Source organism: Cystobacter fuscus (genome assembly GCF_044360685.1).
GTDB lineage: Bacteria > Myxococcota > Myxococcia > Myxococcales > Myxococcaceae > Cystobacter > Cystobacter fuscus_C.
The window spans coordinates 2,669,030-2,694,785 of sequence record NZ_CP043491.1 but is presented as its reverse complement, the minus strand read 5'-3'; the positions used below and the strand labels follow the sequence as shown (position 1 = coordinate 2,694,785).

Below are 25,756 nucleotides of genomic sequence, written 5' to 3'. Positions count from 1 at the left end.
GCATCACGGCGAGGTGCGCGCCCACCTCGTCACATTCCGAGGCCGTGGACTCATTTACCGGCATGAGGTGCTACGAGCTGGTGCTGGAGTTCGCGCGCGCGCGCGATGCGGGAGAGCCCTTCGAATTCCGATTCGAGGCACAGGACTACCAGCTCCGGCTGGAGGGGGGAGTCTTCGAGAGCGCGCCCTTCCCGTGGAATTCCCAGGTGATGGCGGATCTGGCCGAGTTGGAGAAGGAGGTGCCGGACAGCAACGCCGTGCAGCGCCTGGGCAATCTCCTGCGCGGCTTCCTGGGGCGGCTGGACTGGGGACGGCACGAAGCGGCCATCGAGCAGGCCCTGGCGCACGGGCGCGAGGTGCTCCTGACGGTGCGCTCGGCGGCGGCGGAGTTGTATGCGCTGCCCTGGGAGTTGCTGACCCTCAAGGGCACCGGTCAACACCTCGGGGAGTTGCCCGGGTGCGCCATCCGCTACGAGTGGCCCCGGCAGCAGGCGCCCTCCAAGCGCCCACCCGCCACGGAGGGAGGACGCCTCCTCTTCGCCTGGTCCAACGCGGGCGGCCTGGTACCGGCCGACGCGCACCAGCGTGCCCTCGCGCGAGCGTGTGCTTCGGGGTATCTGGACTTCGACACGCGCCGGGACGTGCTGGGCGGTGTCTCACTCCGCGGCCTGTCCGAGGCGCTGGCGGCCGGCGGCGGATCCATCACCGTGCTCCACCTGCTGTGCCATGGGAGCCGCTCTCCGGCGGGGACCGTGGGGCTGTGGTGGAATGGCTCCCGCGAGGGGGATGAGCCCCAATTGGTGGAGGGGGCCCTGCTGCGTCAGGTGTTGGCCCCTCATACCGCCAGCCTGCGCCTGGTGGTGCTCAGCGCCTGCATGAGTGGAAACGCGGGCGCGCCGGGCAACCACCTGGGCAGCGTCGCGCAGGAGTTGCACCGGGTGGGCGTGCCCGTGGTGGTGGCCTCGAGGCTGCCACTGTCGGTGCCGGGCTCCCTGGTGCTCACGGAGGCGCTGTACAGCGGGTTGCTGGAGTCCTCGTTCTCGATGGAGCGGGCACTGGGGGAGGCGCGGCGGCGGCTGGTGCTGGAGAGGCGCCACCTGGATTGGGCCTCGCTCCAGCTCTACGCGCACGCCGGAGATGGTCCGGACATACGGCCGGTGGCCATCCGCCCCTACCGGGGCCTGTTGCCCTTCGAGGCCAGACACCAGCGCTTCTTCTTCGGACGGGAGGCGCTCTCCCAACGCCTCCTGCAACAGGTGCAACGGGCCGCTCAGGGGCAGGTGCCGCGATTCCAGGTGGTGGCGGGTGCCTCGGGCGCGGGCAAGTCCTCTGTCGTCATGGCCGGACTGGTTCCACGGCTGCCCGCGAAGGAATGGGATGTGCTGGTGGTGCGGCCCGGTGAGTTGGTAAGGGGAAGCACGTCCAGGGAAGACCCCAGCGCCGCCCTGGCGGGCCTGCTCCGGCAGCTGCGGGCACTTCGCGGCGCCGAGGAGCTGCCCTCCAGCGCCGGAGCCACCTCGGAGCAGGTACTGGAGGAGGCCGGGCGGCTGCGCGAGGCGAGGCCCGGGCGCAAGCTGCTGCTGGTGATGGACCAGATGGAGGAGGTGTTCACCCAACTGGGCGGAGTGGAGGCATGCACCACGCTGATGCGAACGCTCTGGCGCCTGTCGAACTCCCCCGAGTTTGGGGGCGTGCTGTTGGGTACCATGCGCGTGGACCACTTCGAGCGCTGCGGTGAGGTAGTGCTGGAGAAAGACAAGCGCCTGGACGCCGTCGTGTATGACGAGGCGCACCACGTCTTCGTCGCGCATCTGGCGGCCGAGGAGGTGGCAGCCACCATCGAGGAGCCGGCGCGGCTGGTGGGCCTGGAGCCCGAGGAAGGGCTGGTGGACAAGCTGTGCGAGGACGTGGGGCATGAGCCCGGGGCGCTGCCGCTGCTGGAGTACACGCTGGACCTGCTATGGCAGCGGCGCGAGGGCGGCTGGCTGACGCACGCGGCCTACGCGGAGATGGGCGGGGTGGCGGGAGCGCTGACGCACACGGCCGACCAACTGTACGAAGCGTTGTCTGAAGCCCAGCAGCGACAGGCAAGGCGGCTGCTGGTGCGGCTGGTGGACTTCCGCGACGCGGCCAGTCCCCAGACGCGGCGCCGGGCCTGGGTGGAGGAAGTGCGCCCAGAGCAGGCCGAGGCGCGTGACGCCTTCGACGCCGTGTTGGAGCGACTGGTGGGCAGCCGACTGCTGGTGAAGGACGGTGAGAACAGACCCTGTGCACGGGATGGCACCTGGGTGCAGTTCGCCCACGAGGAGCTCATCCGCCGCTGGGAGCGGCTCCAGAAATGGATGAAGGAGGACTGGGAGCGGGAGCAGCAATTGCGCGAGGTGGAGGAGTGGGCCCTGAAGTGGGAGTCGAATCACGCGGGCGAGGACAAGGGCGCCTCCTATCTACTGACGGGGGACCGGCTGGGCTACGCTCACCGCGTGCAGCAGAAGTACCGCGGGGAGTTGTCCGCCAGGAGCAGGTGCCTCATCGCCCGGTCGAACGATGCGGCGAATCGCGCGCGGCGGCGCATGAAGCAGGGAGTCAGTGTGCTGGCCACCCTCCTGGTGCTGGCCCTGGTGAGCACGGCCCTGGCCTTCTGGTTGCGGCAGGAGGAGCTCGAGCAGAAAACCGCGGCCTTGCATTCTGCGCGAACGGCTCAGGTGGAGAGGCTGCGCCTGCGGGACCCGACCCTCGCGGCCCTCGTGCTGCGTGAGGTGGCGCGACCAGAAGCCTCGCCAGAATGGCGCCAGGATGTCGTGGATCTTCTCCAACTACCCATGACCACGGCAGTGCTGGAAGGGCATTCGGGCTACGTCAAGGAGGCTTCCTTCAGCCCGGATGGGACGTGGGTGGTGACGGCCTCTGGGGACGGGACGGCGCGGGTGTGGCGCGCCGATGGCTCGGACAAGGACCACCCGCTGGTGCTCTCCGGCCATGCGGGCCCGGTGTCTTCCGCGGCGTTCAGCCCGAATGGGGCGTGGGTGGTGACGGCCTCAGGGGACGGGACGGCGCGGGTGTGGCGCGCCGATGGCTCGGACAAGGACCACCCGCTGGTGCTCTCCGGCCATGCGGGCCCGGTGTCTTCCGCGGCGTTCAGCCCGAATGGGGCGTGGGTGGTAACGGCCTCAGGGGACGGGACGGCGCGGGTGTGGCGCGCCGATGGCTCGGACAAGGACCACCCGCTGGTGCTCTCCGGCCATGCGGGCCCGGTGTCTTCCGCGGCGTTCAGCCCGGATGGGACGCGGGTGGTGACGGCCTCAAGTGACGGAACGACGCGGGTGTGGCGCGCCGATGGCTCGGACAAGGACCACCCGTTGGTGATCTCGGGCCATGAGAGCCTGGTGTCTTCCGCGGCGTTCAGCCCGGATGGGGCGTGGGTGGTGACGGCCTCTGAGGACGGGACGGCGCGGGTGTGGCGCGTCGATGGCTCGGACAAGGACCACCCGCTGGAGCTCTCCGGCGATGTGGATGAGGTGTCTTCCGCGGCGTTCAGCCCGGATGGGACGCGGGTGGTGACGGCCTCAAGTGACGGAACGACGCGGGTGTGGCATGCCGATGGCTCGGACAAGGATCGCCCGCTGGTGCTCTCCGGCCATGCGGGCCCGGTGTCTTCCGCGGCGTTCAGCCCGGATGGGACGCGGGTGGTGACGGCCTCAGGGGACGGGACGGCGCGGGTGTGGCGCGCCGATGGCTCGGACAAGGACCACCCGCTGGTGCTCTCCGGCCATGCGGGCCGAGTGTCTTCTGCGGCGTTCAGCCCGGATGGGACACGGGTGGTAACGGCCTCAGGGGACGGGACGGCGCGGGTGTGGCGCGCCGATGGCTCGTACAAGAACCACCCGCTGGTGCTCTCCGGCCATGAGGGCCCGGTGTCTTCCGCGGCGTTCAGCCCGGATGGGACGCGGGTGGTGACGGCCTCTGGGGACAAGACGGTGCGAGTGTGGCGCGCCGATGGCTCGGACAAGGACCACCCATTGGTGCTCTCCGATTATGAGGGCCCGGTGTCTTCCGCGGCGTTCAGCCCGGATGGGGCGTGGGTGGTGACGGCCTCTGGGGAGGAAACGGCGGTGTGGCGCGCCGATGGCTCGGACAGGGAACATCCGCTGGTGCTCTCCGGCCATGAGAGCCTGGTGTCTTCCGCGGCGTTCAGCCCGGATGGGACGCGGGTGGTGACGGCCTCTGGGGACGGGACGGCGCGGATATGGCGCGCCGATGGCTCGGACAAGGATCACCCGTTGGTGCTCTCCGGCCATGCGGGCCCGGTGTCTTCCGCGGCGTTCAGCCCGGATGGGACGCGGGTGGTGACGGCCTCTGGGGACGGGACGGCGCGGGTGTGGCGTGCTGATGGCTCGGACAGGGACCACCCGCTGGTGCTCTCCGGCGATGCGGATGAGGTGTTTTCCGCGGCGTTCAGCCCGGATGGGACGCGGGTGGTGACGGCCTCAAGTGACGGAACGACGCGGGTGTGGCGCGCCGATGGCTCGGACAGGGAACACCCGCTGGTACTCTCCGGCCATGAGAGCCTGGTGTCGTCCGCGGCGTTCAGCCCGGATGGGACGCGGGTGGTGACGGCCTCAGGGGACGGGACGGCGCGGGTGTGGCGCGCCGATGGCTCGGACAAGGACCACCCGTTGGTGCTCTCCGGCCATGCGGGCCGAGTGTCTTCCGCGGCGTTCAGCCCAGATGGGACGCGGCTAGTGCTCTCTGGCCATGAGGGCCGAGTGTTCGGCCATGAGAGCCGAGTGTTCTCCGCGGCATTCAGCCCGGATGGGACGCGGGTGGTGACAGCCTCTGGGGACGGAACGGCACGCATCTGGATGATTGAAACCAAAGGACTCCAGGAATTGCTGAACGCGGCCACTCGCGTTTGCCTCAGCGTAAAGCAAAGACAGGACCTCCTCACGGAAACGCCCACCGAGGCACAAGCAGGGCTCAAGCGATGCGAGCGGTCTCACGGCAATCCCTCTGTGACTGCCATATCCTCCGCTCGAAGGGGAGCTTCGCCGTCCCATCCCTGACGCGCATTGGGCCCTGGACGCCTCATCCCTGAAGCCGGGCCTCCGCTCCTTCAGCGCCCGAGCGCCGGATCCCACCCATAGAAGCGCTTGAGTTCCTCGTAGAGATCCGGCGTCTTCTCCTTCATCTGTCGCGGTTTCTCGAAGAAGGACTCGGTGGCCACGGCGAAGAACTCGGCCTCGTTCACCCCGCCGTAGTCATCCAGCACCTGCCGCTCCAGGCGCCGGCCCTCGCGCAGCTTGTGGAAGTGCTCGCCCATCACCGAGGCCCAGGCCGCGTAGTGTGAGTAGCGGCGCAGCTCCGGCGTGCCGTCGAACGCCCCGTCCTCCCGGTCCAGCACATGGGCGAACTCGTGCGTGGCCGTGGAGTGGCCATCATGCGGGTCGCGCAACCCCGCCAGCACCGAGCGCCACGACAGGATGACGCTCCCCCAGTTCTTCGCCTCGCCCAACACCACGCCCGTGCGATCCGGAATCTTGAAGGCATCCGGATAGACGATGACCTCGCGCAGCCGGTCGTAATAGGAGAAGTCCAGATAGAGCACCAGGCGCACGGCCGTGGCGGACACCACCACCCGCACCTCGTCGGTGATGGTGAAGCCCCCCGCCCCGATGAACTCCTTCTCCCAGGCGAAGAGCTTGAGCATCTCCAGGAAGCGCTGGCGCGGCTCCGGCGCGAGTTCCTGGAAGAAGGAGACATGACGCTCCAGGTGGCCGAGCCATTCGGGAGGAAATGGCCGGCGCCGCAGATGGTTCCGACGGAGGGTGCGCAAGAGGCCGCTCATGAGCTTCCAACCCTATCACCCGCCGACACCTCTCAGTCCTCCACTGGCAGGGTGAAACGGAAGGTGGAGCCATGGCCCGGCTCGCTCTCCACCCAGATACGGCCCCCGTGACGCTCGACCACGTGCCGGCAGATGTAGAGCCCGAGCCCCAACCCGCCAAAGCCGGAGATGGGGGCGTTGCGGGCCCGGAAGAAGCGCTCGAAGAGGTGGGCCTGTTGATCCACCGGAATGCCGATTCCCGAATCCGCGACGGAGACGAGCGCCTCCGCTCCGCGCTGGGCGAGCGTGACGCGGATGGGCCCCTTCAGGGGGCTGTACTTGCGGGCGTTTTCCAGCAGGTTCGCCAGCACCTGCGCGAGCCGGCCCTTGTCTCCTCGGACAACCAGCCGCCGCGCGCACTCCTCGTACTCCAGCGGATGCTCGGGGCAGTGCGGGCGGAAGTCCGCCACGACGCCACGGACGAGTTCCTGGAGCGACACGGACTCGCGCTCCAGCTCCAGCGGACCCGCCTGGATGCGCGAGGAGTCCAGCATGTCGGAAATCACCCCCGAGAGCCGGTCCACCTGGGCGAGTGCCTTCTGTGCGAGGTCGGGCGGCAGGGGCTGGCTGCAAGCGCACCGCCGCGCGAGCAGCTGAAGGTGGAGCTTGAGGGGGGTGAGGGGCGTCTTCAGCTCGTGCGAGGCGATGCTGAGGAAGTCATCGCGGATCTGGATGGCCTCGTGAGCCTCGCGCAGCAACCGCTCCCGCTCCGCCTGGGCGTGGCGCTCCGCCGTCAACTCGACGACCACGGCGCCGACGCCCACCACCTTGCCGCTCGTCGTCCGCACGGGATAGTAGCTGACGCGCCAGTGCCGCAACTGGCCCGGGGTGGGCGGCACCTCGAGCGCCGTGTCCAAGCCGATGATGGGCTCGCCCGTGTCCAGCACCTGGCGCAGCAGGGGCTCGACGGTGGCGGCTACCCGGGGAGACAGCTCGTGGAGAGCCCGGCCCACCTCCTCGTGCCGGCTCTTGCCGTGGAGCGCGGCCAGCGCGTCGTTGAGCCGGATGAAGCGCAGATCCCGGCCGAAGAAGCCCAGCCCGATGGGCGCGTTGTTCAGGAAGGTGTCGAGCAGGGCGAACGACTCCTCCATCTGCTCACGGGCATGCTGCTCGGCCGCGAACGCCCGCTCCTGCTCCGCCCGGGCCTGGCGCTCCGCCGTGATGTCGCGGTAGCTCCAGACGCGTCCAATGATGGTGCTGCCCAGCCACTGGGGCCGCGTGGTGCGCTCGAGGATGCGCCCGTCGCGCAGCTCGACGATGTCGACGCCCTCCTGCTCGGGAGACTCATACATCTCGAGGATCCGCGCGGTGAAGCGCTCCGGATCCTTGACCTGGGCCATCGCGAACGCGAGGGACTTCTCGTGGTCCGGATCCCCTTGCAGCAGCTCATCGGAGAGCCCCCATAACCGCTGGAACCGCTTGTTGAAGGCGATGAGCCTCCGGTTGCTGCTCGCCACGAGCACGGCATCCGTGATGGAGTCGAACGTGGCGCTCAGCAACGAGACCATCTGCTCGAGCTTGTCCCGGGCCTGGCGCTGCTCGGTGACATCCACCAGGATACCGCGCAGCGTCAGGGGCTGGTCCTCCTCGCCGAGCACCGTGACGACGGCCCGCAGCCACACGATGCGTCCATCCGCGGCCACCATGCGGTACTCGAACTCATAGGGCCTGCGCTCCCGGGTCGCCTTCATGCAGTAGGCCCGGGCCCACTCACGATCCTCGGGGTGCACGTGGGCTTCCCAGAAGCCCGGCTCGTGGAGCCATTGGAGGAAAGGAAAGCCGAGCAGGCGCTCCGCCTGTCGATTCACGAAGGTGAAACGAAAGTCCACATCGGCTTCCCAGACGACGGCGCCCAGGGTGTTGAGGAGTTCTTCGTATTGCCGCTGGGTCCGGGAGAGTTCCTGCCTCAGGGCCTCGTGGCGGGCCGACTCGGCGCGCTCGGGCTCGCATGCGCTCAAGCGGACGCAGGCCCCCAGGCACAGACCGCTGTCCTCGAAAACGGGAAGCACCAGGGCCCTCAACCGCCGCTCCGGCGCACCGCCCTCGCAGACCGTCTCTCTTCCGTCGAGCGCCGTGTGGAGTGCCTGGGTGAGCCAGGGAAGGCGGTGGAGCACCTCCTCGAAGGTCCGTCCCTCGAACGCGACCCCGTCTCCCCATCCAGCCAGGGAAGCCAGCAGGTGGTCCATCCGCAGGATCCGTCCCAGGCTGTCGACGATGAGCGTGGCACGCAGGCTCAAGCCCACCTGGACAAGCAGTTTGGGAAAGGAGGGAACGCAAGCTTCCCACCCCGCGTCACGGCCATGCCCGTCGGCCATCGTCATGGGCTCTCCTTCTTCCGTGGTGACGAAGCGCCCCGCGCCACATCACCAGTGCAACAGGTCGGGGGCTCCACAAAATCAGCTCTTCCCCTCCCTGACCTGCCCAGCACCGCCGAGGGCCTGGAGGCGCAAACCCAGTCCCTGGGAGCGGCCTTCCTCGCGAGCACACGCCTCCTTTTTCTCGCTTCCATGGCATTCAGAAGTTCCCAAGCCGGGCGGAAGGCGGAATCGAAAGCAGGCAAGGCTGGCGCGCCCGCTCAACCGGTTGGCGGGCACACGGAAGTCAGTCCTCGCCGCCTCCGCTACAAGGCCTCCACTCGCGCGGGCCCAGGCCCGCCTCGGGTAACAGGAGAAGAACATGCGGACATTCATGGGAGTGGTGGTCTCGGGGGCACTCCTCGCCTGCTCTGGCGAAGGTCAGACGGTGAGCACCCAGCAGCAGTGCGCCAATCTGACCCCGACGGCCAGCCCCTCCGCGGGGCTGACGTCCTTCGAGCAGAGTCTGGTGGGCCCTCTCCTCTCGGACGTGCGCGCGGGCGTGCAGCCCTGGGACGAGCAGAGCATCGGGATCTGCAGGGGCCAGGGCCGTGAGTGCCAGGAGTATCTCGGCGCCAGCACGGAGGAGCTGCCCCCGGGTGAGTACATGATGCGCGCCGAGCTCAAGGTGCCGCAGGTGGGAAGCAAGGGCGCCTGGCGCGTGAAGCTCGAGACCGAGTGCACCACGACGCGCAGGACCGAGCGCGGCGAGAGCGTCACCACCAGCACCAGCAGCAAGGAGTACGAAGTGCAGTACGCCGGAACGGAGCGCGGCTCGCGCCTGTCCCCGCTGGTCACCATCCGGAGCCCGGAGCCGAGCGGCGCCAAGCACTGCACCTATACGCTCACCTCCCTCCACCCGGACACGCCCCTGGAGTGGAAGGGAAGCTGGTCGGTGCCCCAGAGCTGATCCGAAAAAAGAGGGCCCGGGCACCGGTTGAATCCGGTCCCGGGCCCTCGTGCGTTTCAGCGCGTCAACGGCTCACTTGCACAGGGGGCTGTGCTCCGCGGTCCCCGGCGGGCAGCCCTCGCCGACACAGAACTTCACCCCGCTGTCCACCGCGCCCCGGCCGGACTGATCGTGCGGCACGTAGACGTGGCAGGTGCCCTGCGTGGACATCCCGCCGGGAGCGGCGACCACGTACGTCACGGTGTAGACGCGGCCGTCCCCCGTGCCCTCACGCTCGGAGCGCAGCCGCATGGACGTGGGGCCGTCGATGACCATGTCGTCGCACGTGCGGCCATCCCCGTTGCCGTTGGCGTCCTCCACCTCGTCCGAGGTGATGCGCAGGATGCGCCCGTACTGCTCCAGGGGCAGCGAGCCGCCGCACGCATCCGTCGCCGGGGCGGCGCACTCCGACAGCGAGACGGGCAGGGACTCGTACTTGTGGTTGGGCGACCACAGCTCGAGGCCCCGATCCGCGCCCGGGGTGGGCGGCGTGGACGAGCCCGCGCCGCTCACCTGGACGGAGAAGAGACACGAGGCCGAGTTGCCCCAGGCATCCGTCGCCGAGCAGGACACGGCGGTATTGCCCGCCGGGAACGAGGAGCCGGAGGCCCGCGAGCACGTGACGGGCACGGGGCCGCAGTTGTCCGTGGCGGAGACCTCGAAGGAAGCCTGGGCACTTCCCGCGCAGCTCTCCACCACCACCGGCGCCGTGGGGCAGTGCAGCACGGGCGGCGTCGTGTCTCCACGCACCTGCACCTTGAAGCCACAGGACGCACTGTTGCCCGAGGCATCCTTCGCGGAGCAGGTGACGGACGTCTCGCCCACCGGGAAGGTGGCACCCGAGTCATACGAGCACGTGACGGCGGGCGAGCCGCAGTTGTCGGCGGCGGACAGCTCGAAGGAGGCGGAGGCCCCCGCCAGCGAGCACGTGTCGAGCACCTGTGAGTCGGGGCAGCCCACCGCGGGCTTCGTGGTGTCCACCACGGTGACATGGCCCACGCACTGGTCGCTCGCCTCTCCATCCGACGCCGTCAGGGTCACCGGGTGGGTACCCAGGCCGAAGGACGCGGAGGGCACCTCGGTCACGGCGAGCGGCGACGGCCCGTTGTCCGGGTCATAGCTGCCACCGTTCACACTGGCGCCACCGAGGCAGGACGCGTCGGCGTTGACGGTGACGTCGCGGCACAGGGCCACCGGCGGCTTGTTGGCCGGGGTCACCTCGCACGACAGCTCCGCCGACGCGGAGGCGCCGTTGTTGTCCTCGAGGCACTCGGAGGTGCTTCCCTGGCCCGTGCCGTCATCGTCCACCACGGCCCACACCTCGGCGGTGCCCGAGAAGGAGGAGGCCACCTGGAGCGTGGCGGTGGCGCTGCCCCCCACGGGCAGGGGCTCCGCGACGGCCGTCACGCCGAGCAGCGTGCCACCCGCGGCGGGACTGCCCTTGTAGAAGGCCACCTTCACGCCCGCCCCCACGGGGGCCTCGCCCTGGTTGCTCACGCTCGCGCCGAGCACGAGCAGGCCCTCTCCATCACACGTGGCGGACACGCGGGAGGCCGCGAGGTCCGGGGCGGCGTAGGGGCTGGGGCCCTCGCCCAGGTAGTTGGCGACGTTGGCGCGGAAGACGTTGAGCTTCGGGTGGAGCCAGTGGGGAGCCGCGTGTACCGGGATGGAGCCGCCGTTGTTGACGTTCGTGATCGAGTACGCGTGCTGGTTCCAGACGCGCCGGGTGTTGGCCCAGCCCTCCTTGCGATCGTGGAACACGCGGATGCCGTTCTGGCCCGGATAGGCGTGGTTGTTGGACACCACGAGGATCTCCGCGGCGTTGTCCCCATCCACGTCCACGACGAGCGGGTACTCGTGCGTGGTGCCGGAGCTGTTGCGCGTCTCCCAGCGCAACTCGCCCGTGGGGCCATCGTAGATGCGCAGGTACGCCTCGTCCGCGAAGACGACCTCGAGCCTGCCATCGTCCTCGAAGTCGAACGTGGTGGAGGCGGTGCGGCCCGAGCTGTAGTCCTGGATGGAGTTGGACCACTTCACGGCGCCGTCGGAGCCATAGACGGTGTAGTTCCACTCGCCGGGCAGGCCGATCTCGAGCTGGCCGTCGCCATCGAAGTCCGCGATCGTGGGCGGGCCACCGTGGCCGGCCGCGGAGTGGCCCGTCACATACACGTCCCGGGTCCACAGCAGCGAGCAGTCGTCGTCGAGCAGGCTCACCTTGCCGCGGCCCGCCACGACGATCTCCCCCGCCGCGTCGGAGTCGAAGTTGGCCACGCCCGCGAAGCCGTGCGGCACGTTCGGATTGGCGCACCGCAGGGAGCCATCGAAGTTGTAGACCGAGCGGCCGTTGATCACCTCCAGCTTGCCATCCTGGTCGAGGTCCACCGCGAAGGACACGGGGCCGGTGGAATGGGCACCGCCCATGGAATCGCCGCCCACCCACAACAACTGCCCGGTGTGGCTGTAGACGCGGTTGCCATCGAGGATCTCCACCGAGCCGTCACCGTCCAGGTCCGCCAGCGAGGGGCCGCCCCACTCGTTGTAGTCGTACGCGGCCTCGGCCGAGCGGAACTTGAAGGTGCCGTCGTGCTCGAAGCAGATGATGCCGCGCCCGCTCTCGGGGATACCGCAGATCTCCACCCGCCCATCGCCATCGAGGTCACCCGCCGTGATGCTGGCGCCCGGCTTCACCCGGGCCGAGGCATCCGTCACCGTCCACAGGGCATGGCCGTCATCACCACTGATGGCGCGCAACACGCCGTCCGCGCTGTAGTTGCCGCCAGCGAAGGAGCTGAAGACGATGTCCGGAGTGCCATCCCCGTTCACGTCCACCACCGCGGGGGTCATCATCACCTGCTTGTGGTCGGGCAGCACCGCGCCGCCCGTCCACGCCCACTGAAGCTCGGGCTCGAAGTTGCCCGTGAAGGGGGGCGGCACCTCGCAGTGCTCGGCCAGGTTCCTCACGCCCTTGACGGGCTGCGGCTCCTGGGACTCCGTGGTGCCACAAGCGCTCCCCGTGGCCACCACCCACAGCGCCAGCAGGAGCCGTCCACGTCCCCGGTCCCCAGGAACCGCTCGACTCCATGTGTTGCGTCTGGATTTCATGCCGTTGTCTCCTCCAGCCTCTCGCGGGACCCGGCCATCACCGGCCGTCCATCGCATGGAGAGTCTAGCGCGCGAGGCGAGTACGCCTCGCCCTCCCCCGGACCCACCCCGAGGCGTGGGGTGCCTTGTGGGATTCAGCATAAGAGAGCAGACAGCGGGGCAGGTCGCTTGCAGGATGCGCGACACTCAAGGAGCGATACCCATGACTGATGCAGTGCGGCGTTTCGTATGTGTTCTCGGACTCGTGTGGGGAGCGGCTGGGTGCGGCCCCACCACCGGTGAAAATCCCTCCTCTGGAGGATGTGGCGACGGGGTCGTCCAGCAGCAGGAAAGCTGTGACGATGGCCTGCACGTCGGGGGCGATGGCTGTGACGGGGCCTGCCAGGTGGAGCAGGGGTGGCAGTGCACGGGTGCGCCGAGCCGCTGTACCCGGCAGACGGGTTCGTGTGCCGACGGCTCGGCGCAGTGCGACGCCAATGCCCTCTGTACCGAGACGTCCGGAAGCTTCGTCTGTACCTGCAAGCCCGGCTACACGGGCGACGGCACCACGTGCACGGACATCGACGAGTGCGCCAACAACACGGCCACCTGCGATGCCAATGCCACCTGCACCAACACGGTGGGTGGATTCACCTGTGCATGCAAGTCCGGCTACACGGGCGATGGCACCACGTGCACGGACGTCGACGAGTGCGCCAGCAACACGGACAACTGTGATGCCAATGCCACCTGCACCAACACGGCGGGCAGCTTCACCTGTGCGTGCAAGGTGGGGTACTCGGGCAATGGCGTCACGTGCACCGACATCAACGAGTGCGCCAATCCGACGGCCTGCGCGCCCAACGAGACGTGCACCAACACGCCGGGCCACTACACCTGCACGCCCGCGACCTGCGATGCCCCCAAGAAGACCTGTGGAACCGCATGCGTGGATACGACGTCGGATGCGGACCACTGCGGAGAGTGTGACCATGCCTGCGGCGAAGGCCAGTCCTGTGTGGAGTCGCTCTGCCTGGGCAGTGGCAATCTCCAATTCAGCGCGACGTGGAATCGTCCAGGAGATGCGGACCTCATCGTCAGCACCCCTTCTGGCAAGCTGATCTGGTGGGAAAACCTGGGCCCGAGCGCGGGCACGGATCATGGCCAGATGGATCGGGATGACACCTCGGGCCAGGGGCCGGAGAACGTCTTCTGGGCGTTGGACAAGACTCCTCCCTCAGGGCCCTACCACGTCTGCGTCGAGACCGCGCTCTTCAATCCCTCGCCCAGCCCCTCCACGCCCGTCGCCTACTCCATCACGGTGCGGCGGCCGGGCAAGGCTCCCCAGACATTCACGGGGTCGTACACGAGCAGTGCCTACTCGGGAACGTGTAACTCGAGCGCGGCCGGCTACGTGACGACCATCACGTATCCCTGAGCCCCGGTGAGTTCGCGCCTGCTCCCGTGAGGGGGCAGGCACCTCCCCCCTCAGTCCAGCAGCGGCAGCCCGGCCAGCAGGCCCCGCCGCGGAACGGACCAGATGTCCTCGCCCTGGACGTCCCAACCCGCGAGCAGGTGATTGGCCGCCAGGAAGCCCGAAGTGGCCGCCCGCTCCATCAAGGCCGTGGGGATGGGCAGGCGCGTGAAGTCCCCCGCCAGCGCCACCCGGGACGAGGGCGTCTCCGGCCCCGGCCGCGAGGCGAACGAGCCCGGCGCGAACGCCGGACAGTCCTGACGCCACAGGAAGCGCTCCTCCAGCACCCGCGCGTCACGGAACTCCGGGTAGAACTCGTGCAGGCCGGCCAGCAAGTCCCTCCGGACCTCCACTTCGTCCACCCCTCGGGGCAAACCGTAGGCATGCAGCTCGACCACCGCTCCTCCTGTGCGCGCCGCCCAGTCCCGGCTCTCGCTCTCGAACAGGTGGTAGAGCGAGATGTTGTCGATCATCCCCACCCCCGTCGTCCCCGCGAACGGAGCACGCCCGGGCCGCGATGGGCGATCCAACCACAGCCGCCACACCGCGAACGGCGACGTCAACGCCAGCCCCTCCACCCGCGCGCGCCACGCGCGATCCAGCAGCTCCGGTGACCGGGCCACGATCCGCTGGAGCGCGGGCACCGGCGTAGCGAGCACCACCGCGTCCGCGTCGAGCGGCTGCTTCCCCTCCACCTGCAACCGGAACTTCCCATCCACCCGGGGCTCCACCGCAGTGACCGACTGGGACAGCCGGAAGCCCACCCGCAGTGACTCCAGGTAGCGGCGCAGCGGATGCCACAGCGCCAGCGAGAAGGGCTGCGTGAGCACGTCGAAGACGAGGCCCTCCGGATTCCCCATGAAGTAGAAGTGGAACATCATCAGCAGCTCGGCCGCCGACATCTCCTCTTCCGGGTTGAAGAAGGAGTGCGCGAAGACATTGAACAGCATGCGCCGGGCATGCGGCGGGAAGCGGAGCGAGTCCAGGAACTCACGCGCGGTGCGGTGATCGAACCGGGCGTACGTGCGCTCCATGTCGAACGTGAGCATCGCCAGGCCCGAGCGCGTCTCGAGGTGGAGCAGGTCCTTGAGCCGCAGCGATGGCGTGCGGGCCACGAGCCCCACCAGGTTGAAGGGAGGCCGCGCGGGAAGGCCGGAGAAGGACTCCCGGCGCCCCTCCGGTCCCAGCAGGGGATAGTCGTCCAGCTTGAGCAGGCGCTCTCCGCGGGGATCCACCCGGCGCAACAACGCACGCAGGTTGTAGTACTGCCGGAAGAAGGCATGGAAGCCGCGCTCCATGTCGAATGGCTCGCCCTCCGCCAACCGCTCCCGCCAACCACCCACCCGGCCTCCCAGGTATGGCTCCCGCTCGATGACCGTGACGGAGACACCGCGCTCGGCGAGCACCGTGGCGGCCGCCAGACCCGCCAGACCTCCGCCCACCACCGCCGCGGTGGCGCCCCCGGGGGCGCGTGGCTGGAGCGCCAGACGCGCGGGCGGGAGCTTCTCGGGAGACAAGCGGGGAACGGAGAGCTTCGACCACTCGAACGGCAGGCGCATGGGGCCCACCTCCCATCAGGGTGCGAGGAACGGGTTGAGCAGCAGGCGGGAGAACCCCTCCAGCCAGCGGGCGAGCGCCAACGGACCGGCATGCGCGAGCGTGCGCAGCTCCCGGAACACCTGGGGCCGCCTCCGCGCGCTCTCCCCGAGGAACCGCGCGAAGTCGCGCCCCTCCATTTGATCCTTGAGCATGGCCGCGTAGGAGTCGTTGCCCTGCGCGTGGAGGACGGCGAAGGCCGTATCCAGCAATTGATTCACCTCGTCGCGGCGCTCCGGAGCACGCGAGGGAATGGCCATGGAGAGCGCCAGCAACCCCGTCACGGAATGCAGGGGCGTGTCATGGACGATGGGGCCGGGAGGAAAGCGGTCCCGCGCGAGTGCCTCCGCGAGCGCCCGGGAGCCGGGGAGGAACGAGCGCATCATCCCTCCGAAGCCACAATAGGTGAGGGGCGAGTGGCGCGCGGCCGCGTCCCCCACCAGCACCACCCGGCGCTCCGGCGCTCTCGGGGCGGGAGTCAGCCGCGACCAGCCCGGGATGTAGCCGAACGTCGGCCGGAGCAGGCGCGGCTCGCCCCGCTTGTAGCGGCCGAGCCGCTCGAAGAACCGCCCGTAGAGCGGCAAGAGCCCATGTTCCCGGCTCCGGCGCGCCCGCGCGTAATAGAAGAGATAGACCGTGGTCTCCCCCGCGCGCCCGGGAAACCCTTCCCAGATGTACTGGCGTCCCCCCTCCACGCCCTCGGTCGTCACCAGGATGTCGCCCACCCGGGGATCCACCTCGTGCGGAGCACTGCCCTGCTTCAACCCGGACAGCACCCCGCCCACCGTGGGGCAGATCAGATCCGCGGTCGCATGGGGACTCGAAGAGCCCCGCGCATCGAGCACCACGCGGGCCGTCACGTCGCTCCATCCGCCCCCGGCGCGCTCGAACAGCAGGCGCACGCAGTGGGGGCCCTCGCGCAGGCCCACCAGGGTATGGCCGTCGTGGAAGGACACGCCACGCAGCCCGGCGCGGCGGCGCACCTCGGAGAGGAACCGGCCCGCGTCGAGGGCGTGATCGAGCACGCCCCTCACCGGGTACTCACCGCCCCCGTGCCAGCGGCACACGCCGCGCGCGTAGCGGGCGACGATGAGGGACTCCACCTCCGGCGGCGTGAAGAGGCCACTGGCCGTCAGGGGCACCAGCTCCGAGCCGCTGATGTTCCACTCGCGATGCACCGCCGCCGCCCGGGCCCGGTCGAACACGCCGACCTTCAGGCCGAAGCCGGCCAGCACGGGCGCGTACAGGAGCGACAGCCCCCCACCCGCGAGCACGACGTCGAAGTCCGGGCGCCGCCTCGCGTCCGGCCTGCCGACCAGACGGGGCTCGGTGGGTGGCCGGGTCCCCTGCGCATCGAGCCACTCCAACCGCTCGAGCAGCTCGGGTCCTCCCGCCTCGCGCACCCGGGCCTTGAGTGTCTCCAGTCTCATCCGTGCCCCCCCTCGCCGGGACACTGAACCAGATGCCGCGCCCTCCATCCGGCTCAGGTCACACGCGGGAACACTACCGGACGCTTGGTATGAGCCCGCCGGGAGCACTCGTTCTTCGAGTGACACTCCACCGGGATGGAACGGCGCCCCACGCGCCCGTCAACCTCCAGCCGCGCTCCACCCTCCGGGGAGATTCGACCTATCGCTGAATCGTGACATTTCCCAGCGGCGCGAACCGGGCTACGAAGAGAATCTCCATCAGCACAGCTCCCCCCTCTTGGAGGTCGAATGCGCGCTTCTCTCGGTACCGTGAGTGTCATCTCCGCTTGCCTGTTCTCGACGTCGGCCCTCGCCAACAGCTCGGGCATTACCGGCCAATCGGGCAAGAACGGATCGACGTGCAACACCTGCCACATGGGCGGCACCGCGCCCACGGTGGAAATCTCCGGACCCACGACGCTCGAGCCCAACGCCACGGGCCAGTACACGCTCATCATCAAGGGCGGCGCCGCGAACGTGGGAGGCATGAACATCGCCGTGGACAACGCGGCGGCGGTCCTCCAGGCGGGCGAGGGGAGCCAGAAGATGGGCAGTGAGCTCACCCACAACGGGATGAAGTCGTTCACCAATGGCGAGCTGCGCTTCGACTTCTCCCTGGTCGCCCCCGCCAGCGGCAGCGTCAAGCTCTTCGCCGCGGGCAACTCGGCCAACAAGAACTACGCCGAAACGGGCGACCGCGGCTCGACCACGACGCTGAACGTGACGGTCTCCGGGGGAACGGCGCCCACCGAGCCGGACGAGGACAAGGGCGGATGCTCGGCCACGGGTGGCTCGCCCATGCTCGTCTTCGCGCTCGCGGCGGCCACGCTGACGCGCCTGCGCCGCCGTCAGGGCTAGGGCGCCACGCGCTTCAGGGGGCCGGGGTCTTCGGCAGTTCGAGCGCCCGCCACATGTACCAGCTCGCCACCGAGCGCCACGGCCTCCAGCGCTCCCCGTGGGCCAGCAGTTCCCGGGCCCGGGGCATCTCCGCCAGCCCATAGGTGCGCATGAAGCCCTTGCGCACCCCGTAGTCATCCACGGGCAGCACGTCCGGCCGGCCCAGCCGGAAGATGAGCATCATCTCCACCGTCCACTGCCCGATGCCCCGCACCTTCGTCAGGTGCTCCACCAGCGCCGCATCGCTCATGCGCCGGGCCCTCGCCAGCGTGGGCACCTCCCCTTCCCGGGCCTTGAGCGCCAGATCCCTCATCGCCGCCGCCTTCGCCCCGGACAGTCCCGCCGCGCGCAACTCCTCCACCGGCACGGCCAGCACCGCCTCCGGCGTGAAGCGCGCGCCCTGGCCCACGCGCTCGCACACGCGGGCGAAGATGGTGGCCGCCGCCTTGCCCGTGAGCTGCTGGTAGGCGATGGAGCGCGCCAGCGCCACGAAGGGATTGCGCAGGGCCTCCACCTCCAGCCGCAACGGCCCCACCTGCTTCATCAACGCGCCGAGGAGGGGATCCGCCTTGGCCAGGGCACGGCGGGCGGCGGGCGTGAAACCCTCGGGCAGGAGGCTGTCGGGCGAGGGCACGGAGTCGCTCGCGGGAGCGGCGCGGGAAGAGGCGGGCATGCGCGCATCGTCTCAGCGGATCTTCTTCGACGCGAGCCCCTTCACCGGAGGGCCGTTGAGCACCTCGCCCGTCGGGCTGTAGCGGCCGCCATGGCACGGGCAGTCCCACGAGCGCTCGGCGTTGTTCCAGTGCACATGGCACCCCAGGTGGGTGCACACCGGGCTGAGCGCGTGGACGCCGCCGGACGTCTCCCGGTAGACGGCCACCTTGCGGCCCTCCACCTCCACGATGCGGCCCTCGCCGGGCGGCACGTCGGACAGGTCGTGCGTGTCCGGCCTCGCCAGCCGGTCCGCCACGAAGTGGAACGCCACCTCCGCGTTCTCGTGGACGAAGTCCTTCGCCCCCGCCACCGGCTTGACCCGCGTGGCGTCATAGAGCGAGGCGTAGCGGTTGTCCCGGCCGAGGATCAGATCCGAGAGGATCATCCCCGCCAGCGTCCCGAACGTCATGCCCGTGCCCGAGAAGCCCGTGGCCACCCACACGTGGCGCGAGCCGCCGTTGCGGCCGATGTACGCGAGTCCATCCACCGGCTCGATGACCTGGCCCGACCAGCGGTACTCCACCCGCGACGCCGGGAAGTGCTGCCGCAGGTACTCCTCCAGGGCCAGGTAGCGGCGGGCCGTGTCCTCCTCGGCCCCCACCTTGTGGTCCTCGCCCCCGACGATGACGTAGTCCGCGCCGTCCAGGCGCTGGGTGCGGATGTAATGGTAGGGGTCCTTGCTGTCGTAATAGAGCCCCGGTGCCAGGGGGGCCTCGAGCCGCGCCGCCAGTGCATAGGAGCGGTAGGGCATGAGCTTGGTGTGCAGCAGGACGCGGTTGAGGGGCGTGGTCGTCGCCTCCACCACCTCCTGGCAGAGGAGCTCCCCGCGCGTGGTCCGCACCCGGCAGGGCGCCCCTTCGTGGATGTCGGTGACCTGCGTCTCCTCGAAGACGTGGCTGCCCTCCCCGACGATCCGCTCCGCGAGCGCCTGGAGGTACGCGCGGGGGTGGAACTGCGCTTGATCCTCCACCCGCAGCGCCAGCGTCACCGGATAGGGCAGCGGCACGTCCCGGGTCAGCGAGCACAGCAGACCCGCCCGCCGGGCCGCGGAGGCCTCGTGCTCGAGCTGCCGCGCCTCGTCCTCCGTTTCCGCGTAGCGGTAGCCGGGCACCCGCTGGAAATCACACGCGATGCCCAGCTGCTCCACCAGGCTGGAGATCTTCTCGATGGAGGCGCGCACGGACTCGGCCGCCAGCCGCGCCCCCTTCTCCCCGAAGTCCGACGCCAGCGTGTCGTAGGAGACGTCCAGCAGCTCCGTGAGGTGCGCCGTCGTCTGCCCCGTCTGCCCCGTCAGGACGCGGTGCATCTCCACCACGGCGACCCGCTTGCCCTCCTGCTTGAGCAGCCAGGCGGTGGTGAGCCCCGCGATTCCGCCCCCCACCACCACCACGTCGACCTCGAGATCCCCCGGCAGCGGGGGGTAACGCCGCGCCGGGGCCGACACCGTCCACAGGGATTGATGCTCGCGCTCATCGACCATCTTCCAAGGCTAGGAACTCGGCCGAGGGCTGGCAGGGGGGACGAGCGGACAGGTCCGCCTGCCTGCCTGTCCTCCATCGAGGCTTTTTTTTGTATAAGACCCAACAACCGGGCCTGGCGGGCGTTGGCCGGGGCAAGGAGGGGACACACTACCATGGAGTCACTCGACTCCATGATCCGCACCCGAGACCTCTGAACCCCACGGACACCGGAGCGTTACGTCTTGCCATCCATTGCCGCACTGCCAACACATCCCGCGCCCAGCTCCGAGGCCCGACTCGCCTTCTCGGAGTTGCTGCTCGGGTGCGATGACGCCCGGGCGTGTGCCGAAGCCGCCGTGTCCTGGCTCGTGCACCACGCGCAAGTGGAGCAGGTGTTGTGTCTGGCACCCGACGAATCCGATTCCCTCGTGCCCCTGGCCTCCTATGGGATGCCCGGCGTGGAGAGCGTCGTGCTCGCGCTGCACGAGACGAAGCACCCGCTGGTGGACGCCCTCCAGTGGTCCGAGCCCCGGTGGATCGCTCCGGGCCAGCTCTCCTCGGAGTTGTTGCCGCTGCGCCGGGGGCTCTTCTCACTGTCGCTCGGCAAGGCGGCCCCCGGCATCCCTCCGCCGGGCTTGCTGCTGGTCACGCCCGCCTCGTCGGAGCTGTCCCCGGACGTGCGTTGGCTCGCGGGCCACCTGGGCTCGCACCTCACGCGCCTGTACAAGGGCCGGCAGCTCACCCGGCTCGAGGCCGCCTCCAGTGAGCTGGCCGCCCGCGTCAACGCCGCCACCGAGGAGCTGGCCACGCAGAACGAGCTCTTGCGCCGCCAGGCCATCCAGTTGGAGCAGGCGAGCGCCGCCAAGTCCCAGTTCCTCGCCAACATGAGCCACGAGCTGCGCACGCCGCTCAACGCCATCCTCGGCTACACCAACATGCTGCTGCAGGGCGTCAACGGCGAGCTGCCCCCTCCGCAGCGCCGCAGCCTCAGCCGCATCGACTCCAACGGGCGCCACCTCCTGGAGATCATCAACGAGATCCTCGACATCACCCGCATCGAGGCGGGAAGGATGCCGCTGCACCTGTCCGAGTTCCGCCTGCCCGAGCTGCTCCAGGAAGTCACCGCGGAGTTGGATCCCATCATCGTCCGCTCGAAGCTGGCGGTGAGCACCCAGGTGGAACCGAACCTGCCCGTGGTGAACAGCGACCGGCAGAAGGTGAAGCAGATCGTCGTCAACCTGCTGTCCAACGCCCTGAAGTTCACCCACGAGGGGAGCATCCAGGTGAAGGCGAGGTACGAGGTCGCCACCGCCGCGTTCCACATCTCCGTGGCGGACACCGGTATCGGCATCGATCCGGCCCATCAGGAGCGCATCTGGGAGGACTTCCAGCAGGTGGACAACTCCCCCACGCGGGCCTACGGGGGAACGGGGCTCGGCCTGTCCATCTGCCGTCGGCTGGCCGCGATGCTCGACGGGCGCGTGAGCCTGGAGAGCGCCGTGGGCCAGGGCTCGACGTTCACCCTGCACCTGCCCCGCCTCGCGAGGCGGTCATGACCCAAGCCATGGGCAACGAGTCCGCACCGCTCATCCTCATCGTGGATGACTATCAGGATGCCCGGGAGATGTACGCCGAGTACCTGGAGTTCTCCGGCTACCGGGTCATCCAGGCGCGCAACGGGCTGGAGGCGGTGGAGAAGGCCATGGAGTTCCGGCCCGCCGTCGTCCTCATGGACCTGTCCCTGCCGGTGATGGATGGCTGGGAGGCCACGCGCCGGCTCAAGGGCGACGCGCGCACCAAGGCCATCCCCGTGGTGGCGCTCACCGGGCACGCGCTGGATGGGCACTCGCGCGAGGCCCAGGACGCGGGCTGCGATTCGTACGTCACCAAGCCGTGCCTGCCCGATGCCCTGCTGCGCGAGGTGAAGCGCATGCTCGCCATCGCGAAACCGGCGCTCTGAGGCCCTGCCCGCACGCCCGCCGCGTCTTCGACAGAGACGCTCCGTGACGCTCCACCGGGCATTATGAAGGAGCCCTTCAAGGCCCATTCACAACATCTGGTTTGGGGAGAAACAGCTCCAGGCGCACAATGGTCGACTCTGGCTCGGGGCCATTCCCCCACCCCGCCTGGAGGTCTCCATGACGCATCGCCCGGGCATCCTCACCGCTTCTCTGGGAGCGGGGGCCCTGTGCGCCGTGCTCGCGCTGGCGTGTAGTTCAGGCCGCGGCGGCGCGAACGCGAGCCCCGCCTCGCAGCTGCCCCCCGTGACGGCCCAGCAGTTGCGCACGCCGGACATGTTCGCGCGCATCACCTCCCGTCCGGAGCGCTCGCGGGCCCTCTTCCTGGAGGCCAGCCGCGTGATGCTCCATCCGCGCTGCACCAACTGCCACCCCGCCGGGGACACGCCCGCCCAGGGCGAGCACGGGCTCGCGCATGATCCGCCCGTCTTCCGCGGCGCCAAGGATCAGGGCGTGCCGGGCCTCGAGTGCACCTCCTGCCATCAGGACAAGAACCTCGCGCACGCGCGGGTGCCGGGCGCGCCCAAGTGGCACCTCGCGCCGCGCTCGATGGCCTGGGTGGGCGTGACGCCCCGCGCGCTGTGCGAGCAGCTCAAGGATCGCCAGCGCAACGGCGACAAGAGCCTCGAGGAAATCATCGAGCACTCCGCGCACGATGAGCTCGTCGCGTGGGGATGGAAACCGGGGTGGGATCGGGTTCCCGCGCCCGGGACGCAAGAACAGTTCGGGGCCTTGATCGCCGCGTGGGCGAAGGACGGCGCCGAGTGTCCGGACGAGGAGGCACGGCCATGAGCATCCACCTGAAGTTGAACGGAACCGAGCGCGAACTCGAGGTCGACCCGGAGATGCCGCTGCTCTGGGCCCTGCGGGACGTGCTCGGCCTGACGGGCACCAAGTACGGTTGTGGCCAGGCGCTGTGCGGCTCGTGTGTCGTGCACCTGGATGGCGAGGCCGTGCGCGCGTGCGTCACCCCGGTGAGCCGCGCCGCGGGACGCCACGTCACCACCATCGAGGGCCTGTCCGCCGATGGCTCGCACCCCCTGCAGAAGGCGTGGGTGGAGCTCGCCGTGCCCCAGTGCGGCTTCTGCCAGTCCGGGCAGATCATGACCGCGGCGGCCCTGCTCGCGAAGAAGCCCCAGCCCAGCGACAGCGAGATCGATCAGTCGATGAGCGGCAACCTGTGCCGGTGTGGCACGTACACGCGCATTCGCTGCGCCATCAAGAAGGCGGCGGGTCTTCCCCATGAGTGAGCACCCCCTGGACGACAACCCCATCCGCCTGTCGCGCCGGTCCTTCCTCGAGGGAGTGGGACTGGTCGCCGCCGGGCTGGCGCTCGAGCTGCTGCCCACGAACGCGCGGGCCGCCACGATGCCCACGACCTACCCGCCCCTGCCCGAGCAGGGCTTCCGCCCCAACGTCTACGTGCACGTGGCACCCGATGGCGTGGTGACGGTGGTGTGCCACCGCTCGGAGATGGGCCAGGGCGTGCGCAGCTCCCTGCCCGTGCTCATCGCGGACGAGCTCGGCGCGGACATGGCCCGGGTGAAGGTCATCCAGGGCGATGGGGACAAGGCCTACGGAGACCAGAACACCGACGGCTCGAGCAGCGTGCGCAAGATCTTCACGAACCTGCGCTACGTGGGCGCCACGGCACGCACCATGCTCATCACCGTCGCTGCCCGGCGCTGGGGCGTGCCCGCGAACACCTGCGTGGCCCAGGACCATGCCGTGTTCCACCCGGCCAGCAAGCGCTCCATCGGCTTTGGAGAGCTGGCGAACGACGCCGCGAAGCTCCCGGTGCCCGCGCGCAAGGACGTCACGCTGCGGCCCCGCTCCGAGCTGCGCCACCTGGGCAAGGAGCTGCCGCTGCTCGACGGGCCGGACATCGTCACCGGCAAGGCCCAGTTCGGCGCGGACGTGGTGCTGCCCGGCATGCTCACCGCGATGGTGGTCCGGCCTCCCGTCGCTGGCGGCCGGGTCGCCCGCTACGACGCGACGCGCGCCCTCGCGGTGCCGGGCGTCAAGCAGGTGGTGGAGCTGCCCGCGCCCAAGCTGCCTTTCGCCTTCCAGCCACTCGGAGGCATCGCCGTCGTGGCGGAGAACACCTGGGCGGCGATGCGCGGGCGCGCGGCGCTCGAGGTGACGTGGGAGCACGGGGACAACGCGGGCTACGACTCGGAGGCGTACCGGCAGGAGCTGACGAAGGCCATCGGCTCCGCGGGCAAGGTCGTGCGCAACGTGGGCAATGCCGACGCGACGCTCGCGAGCGCGAAGCGCAAGCTCGAGGCCGACTACCACACGCCGCACCTGGCCCATGCGCCCATGGAGCCGCCCGCGGCGGTCGCGCGGGTGGAGGGTGGCCGGTGCGAGGTCTGGGCGGCGACCCAGAATCCCCAGTCCGCCCGCACCGAGGTCGCGCGCGCGCTCGGCGTCGACGAGAGCCAGGTCACCATCCACGTGACGCTGCTGGGTGGCGGCTTCGGCCGCAAGTCCAAGCCGGACTACGTGGCGGAGGCCGCCCTGGTGTCGCGCGCCGTGGGTGCCCCCGTGCGCATGCAGTGGACGCGCGAGGATGACGTGCGCCACGACTACTACCACTCCACGTGCGCGCAGCGGCTGACGGCCGCGCTCGACGACTCGGGCAAGGTCCAGGCCTGGCACCAGCGCATCGCGTTCCCGCCCATCGGCTCCATCTTCTCGGGCGCCACGTTCGCGGGCGACAGCGAGCTCAACCAGGGCATCCTGGATCTGCCGCTCGCCATCCCGAACGTGCGCACGGAGAACTGCGAGGCCCGCGCGCATACACGCATCGGCTGGCTGCGCTCGGTGGCCAACATCTACCACGCGTTCGCCGTGCAGAGCTTCATCGACGAGATCGCCCACGCGCGCGGCACGGATCCCCGCGACACGCGGCTCGAGCTCATCGGCCCGCCGCGCATCGTGACGCCCCAGGAGCTGGGCGTGGAGAAGGTGCCCAACTACGGCCAGTCCCTGGAGGAGCACCCCATCGACACCGGGCGCATGCGCCGCGTCATCGAGCGCGTGACGGAGCTGTCGCGCTGGGACTCGCGCAAGAAGGAAGGACGCGCGCTGGGGCTCGCGGCGCACCGCAGCTTCCTGTCCTACGTGGCGGTGGTGATGTCCGTGGTGAAGGACGCGGACGAGCGCATCCGCGTGGACGAGGCGTGGATCGTCGCGGACGCGGGCACCATCATCAACGCGGAGCGCGTGCGGGCGCAGTTCGAGGGCGCCATCGTCTTCGGCATGAGCCTGGGGCTCTATGGCGCCATCACCATGAAGGACGGAGCCACCGAGCAGAGCAACTTCCGCGACTACCGCCTGGTGCGCATCGCGGAGACGCCCCGGCGCATCCACGTCGACGTGATTCCCAGCGAGGGCGCGCCGGGCGGCGTCGGAGAGCCGGGAGTGCCCCCCGTGGCCCCCGCGCTCGCCAACGCCATCTTCGCGCTCACCGGCACCCGCGTGCGCGAGCTGCCGTTCGTGCGTTCGGTCCGCGTCTGAGTCGGATAACAGGGACGGCCGGGGCTCCCCCATGAAGGGAGTGGGGCCCCGGCCACCTGGCCGCCATTCGCTTCGTCACACTCAATCCCTCCCCGCTCGCCATCCTGGCGGTGCCTTCGTTTCGGCGGAGTGCTTGAGTTGGCTTCTCGTGACAACTCCGTTGCCATTCACCGGTTTCCCGCTGTCACGGCGGGGAACGGGAACTGGCGTGCCCCGCGTTGACGGCCACCCTGGGGCAATCGGAACTTTTCGACACAGGGTGTGAACCGGTTCACAGCATCTACGTGGAAGCAGCGGTAGAGGAGAGTGGCCGGAATCTCCAGCTCGCGCCGTGCGTGCGA

16 protein-coding genes and 1 pseudogene are annotated in these 25,756 nt (G+C 69.6%); 9 read left to right on the top strand and 8 right to left on the bottom strand.

Features of this window, described 5'->3' with window-relative positions:
• Positions 1-62: 62 nt before the first annotated feature.
• On the top strand, positions 63-5,060 hold the full coding sequence (locus F0U63_RS11165) for a CHAT domain-containing protein (protein WP_395845873.1): 4,998 nt from the start codon (positions 63-65) through the stop codon (positions 5,058-5,060).
• A gap of 50 nt (positions 5,061-5,110) precedes the next feature.
• On the opposite strand, the gene F0U63_RS11160 is transcribed toward F0U63_RS11165, so the two are convergent.
• The 3 genes and pseudogenes from F0U63_RS11160 to F0U63_RS11150 form a co-directional block, all read right to left on the bottom strand.
• Positions 5,111-5,842: a M90 family metallopeptidase gene (locus F0U63_RS11160; RefSeq protein ID WP_395845872.1), complete on the bottom strand. Its 732-nt coding sequence runs from the start codon at positions 5,840-5,842 to the stop codon at positions 5,111-5,113.
• A gap of 32 nt (positions 5,843-5,874) precedes the next feature.
• Positions 5,875-6,972 (bottom strand): sensor histidine kinase, encoded by a 1,098-nt coding sequence (locus F0U63_RS11155; protein ID WP_395848354.1) that lies wholly within the window; start codon positions 6,970-6,972, stop codon positions 5,875-5,877.
• 54 nt (positions 6,973-7,026) lie between these two features.
• Positions 7,027-8,067, bottom strand: a pseudogene (locus tag F0U63_RS11150) (PAS domain-containing protein); the annotation flags it as partial.
• Positions 8,068-8,557: 490 nt separating this feature from the next.
• Between F0U63_RS11150 and F0U63_RS11145 the strand changes: the two are divergent.
• A complete protein-coding gene (locus F0U63_RS11145) occupies positions 8,558-9,145 on the top strand; it encodes a hypothetical protein (RefSeq protein WP_395845871.1) in 588 nt (195 codons plus the stop codon).
• A 72-nt stretch (positions 9,146-9,217) separates the two neighbouring features.
• On the opposite strand, the gene F0U63_RS11140 is transcribed toward F0U63_RS11145, so the two are convergent.
• Entirely contained in the window at positions 9,218-12,286 is a 3,069-nt protein-coding gene (locus tag F0U63_RS11140) for an FG-GAP-like repeat-containing protein (protein ID WP_395845870.1), read from the bottom strand.
• A 202-nt stretch (positions 12,287-12,488) separates the two neighbouring features.
• On the opposite strand from F0U63_RS11140, the gene F0U63_RS11135 reads away from it, so the two are divergent.
• Positions 12,489-13,703 (top strand): EGF domain-containing protein, encoded by a 1,215-nt coding sequence (locus tag F0U63_RS11135; RefSeq protein ID WP_395845869.1) that lies wholly within the window; start codon positions 12,489-12,491, stop codon positions 13,701-13,703.
• A 50-nt stretch (positions 13,704-13,753) separates the two neighbouring features.
• Here the strand turns inward: F0U63_RS11135 and F0U63_RS11130 are convergent, their stop codons facing one another.
• Entirely contained in the window at positions 13,754-15,298 is a 1,545-nt protein-coding gene (locus tag F0U63_RS11130) for an FAD-dependent oxidoreductase (RefSeq protein ID WP_395845868.1), read from the bottom strand.
• Positions 15,299-15,313: 15 nt separating this feature from the next.
• Positions 15,314-16,765: a lycopene cyclase gene (locus F0U63_RS11125; RefSeq protein ID WP_395845867.1), complete on the bottom strand. Its 1,452-nt coding sequence runs from the start codon at positions 16,763-16,765 to the stop codon at positions 15,314-15,316.
• 288 nt (positions 16,766-17,053) lie between these two features.
• On the opposite strand from F0U63_RS11125, the gene F0U63_RS11120 reads away from it, so the two are divergent.
• Positions 17,054-17,662 carry an MXAN_6652 family MXYO-CTERM-anchored protein gene (locus F0U63_RS11120; protein WP_395845866.1) on the top strand — a complete coding sequence of 203 codons (609 nt, stop codon included), beginning with the start codon at positions 17,054-17,056 and terminating at the stop codon, positions 17,660-17,662.
• 13 nt (positions 17,663-17,675) lie between these two features.
• Here F0U63_RS11120 and F0U63_RS11115 read toward each other — a convergent pair whose 3' ends face one another.
• Both F0U63_RS11115 and F0U63_RS11110 read right to left on the bottom strand, forming a co-directional pair.
• Positions 17,676-18,374 carry a DNA-3-methyladenine glycosylase family protein gene (locus F0U63_RS11115; protein ID WP_395845865.1) on the bottom strand — a complete coding sequence of 233 codons (699 nt, stop codon included), beginning with the start codon at positions 18,372-18,374 and terminating at the stop codon, positions 17,676-17,678.
• A 12-nt stretch (positions 18,375-18,386) separates the two neighbouring features.
• Positions 18,387-19,895: an FAD-dependent oxidoreductase gene (locus tag F0U63_RS11110; RefSeq protein WP_395845864.1), complete on the bottom strand. Its 1,509-nt coding sequence runs from the start codon at positions 19,893-19,895 to the stop codon at positions 18,387-18,389.
• Between the two features lie 222 nt (positions 19,896-20,117).
• On the opposite strand from F0U63_RS11110, the gene F0U63_RS11105 reads away from it, so the two are divergent.
• The 5 genes from F0U63_RS11105 (at position 20,118) to F0U63_RS11085 (ending at position 25,415) form a co-directional block, all read left to right on the top strand.
• On the top strand, positions 20,118-21,431 hold the full coding sequence (locus F0U63_RS11105; RefSeq protein ID WP_395845863.1) for a sensor histidine kinase: 1,314 nt from the start codon (positions 20,118-20,120) through the stop codon (positions 21,429-21,431).
• Complete coding sequence (locus tag F0U63_RS11100) at positions 21,428-21,835, top strand: response regulator (RefSeq protein WP_395845862.1); 408 nt, start codon at positions 21,428-21,430, stop codon at positions 21,833-21,835. Before F0U63_RS11105 ends, F0U63_RS11100 begins: the two co-directional genes overlap by 4 nt.
• A 178-nt stretch (positions 21,836-22,013) precedes the next feature.
• Positions 22,014-22,685: an Isoquinoline 1-oxidoreductase subunit gene (locus tag F0U63_RS11095; RefSeq protein ID WP_395845861.1), complete on the top strand. Its 672-nt coding sequence runs from the start codon at positions 22,014-22,016 to the stop codon at positions 22,683-22,685.
• Positions 22,682-23,143 (top strand): (2Fe-2S)-binding protein, encoded by a 462-nt coding sequence (locus F0U63_RS11090; RefSeq protein ID WP_395845860.1) that lies wholly within the window; start codon positions 22,682-22,684, stop codon positions 23,141-23,143. The genes F0U63_RS11095 and F0U63_RS11090 overlap by 4 nt, the downstream gene beginning before the upstream one ends.
• Positions 23,136-25,415 (top strand): molybdopterin cofactor-binding domain-containing protein, encoded by a 2,280-nt coding sequence (locus F0U63_RS11085; RefSeq protein WP_395845859.1) that lies wholly within the window; start codon positions 23,136-23,138, stop codon positions 25,413-25,415. Before F0U63_RS11090 ends, F0U63_RS11085 begins: the two co-directional genes overlap by 8 nt.
• Positions 25,416-25,756: the final 341 nt, after the last annotated feature.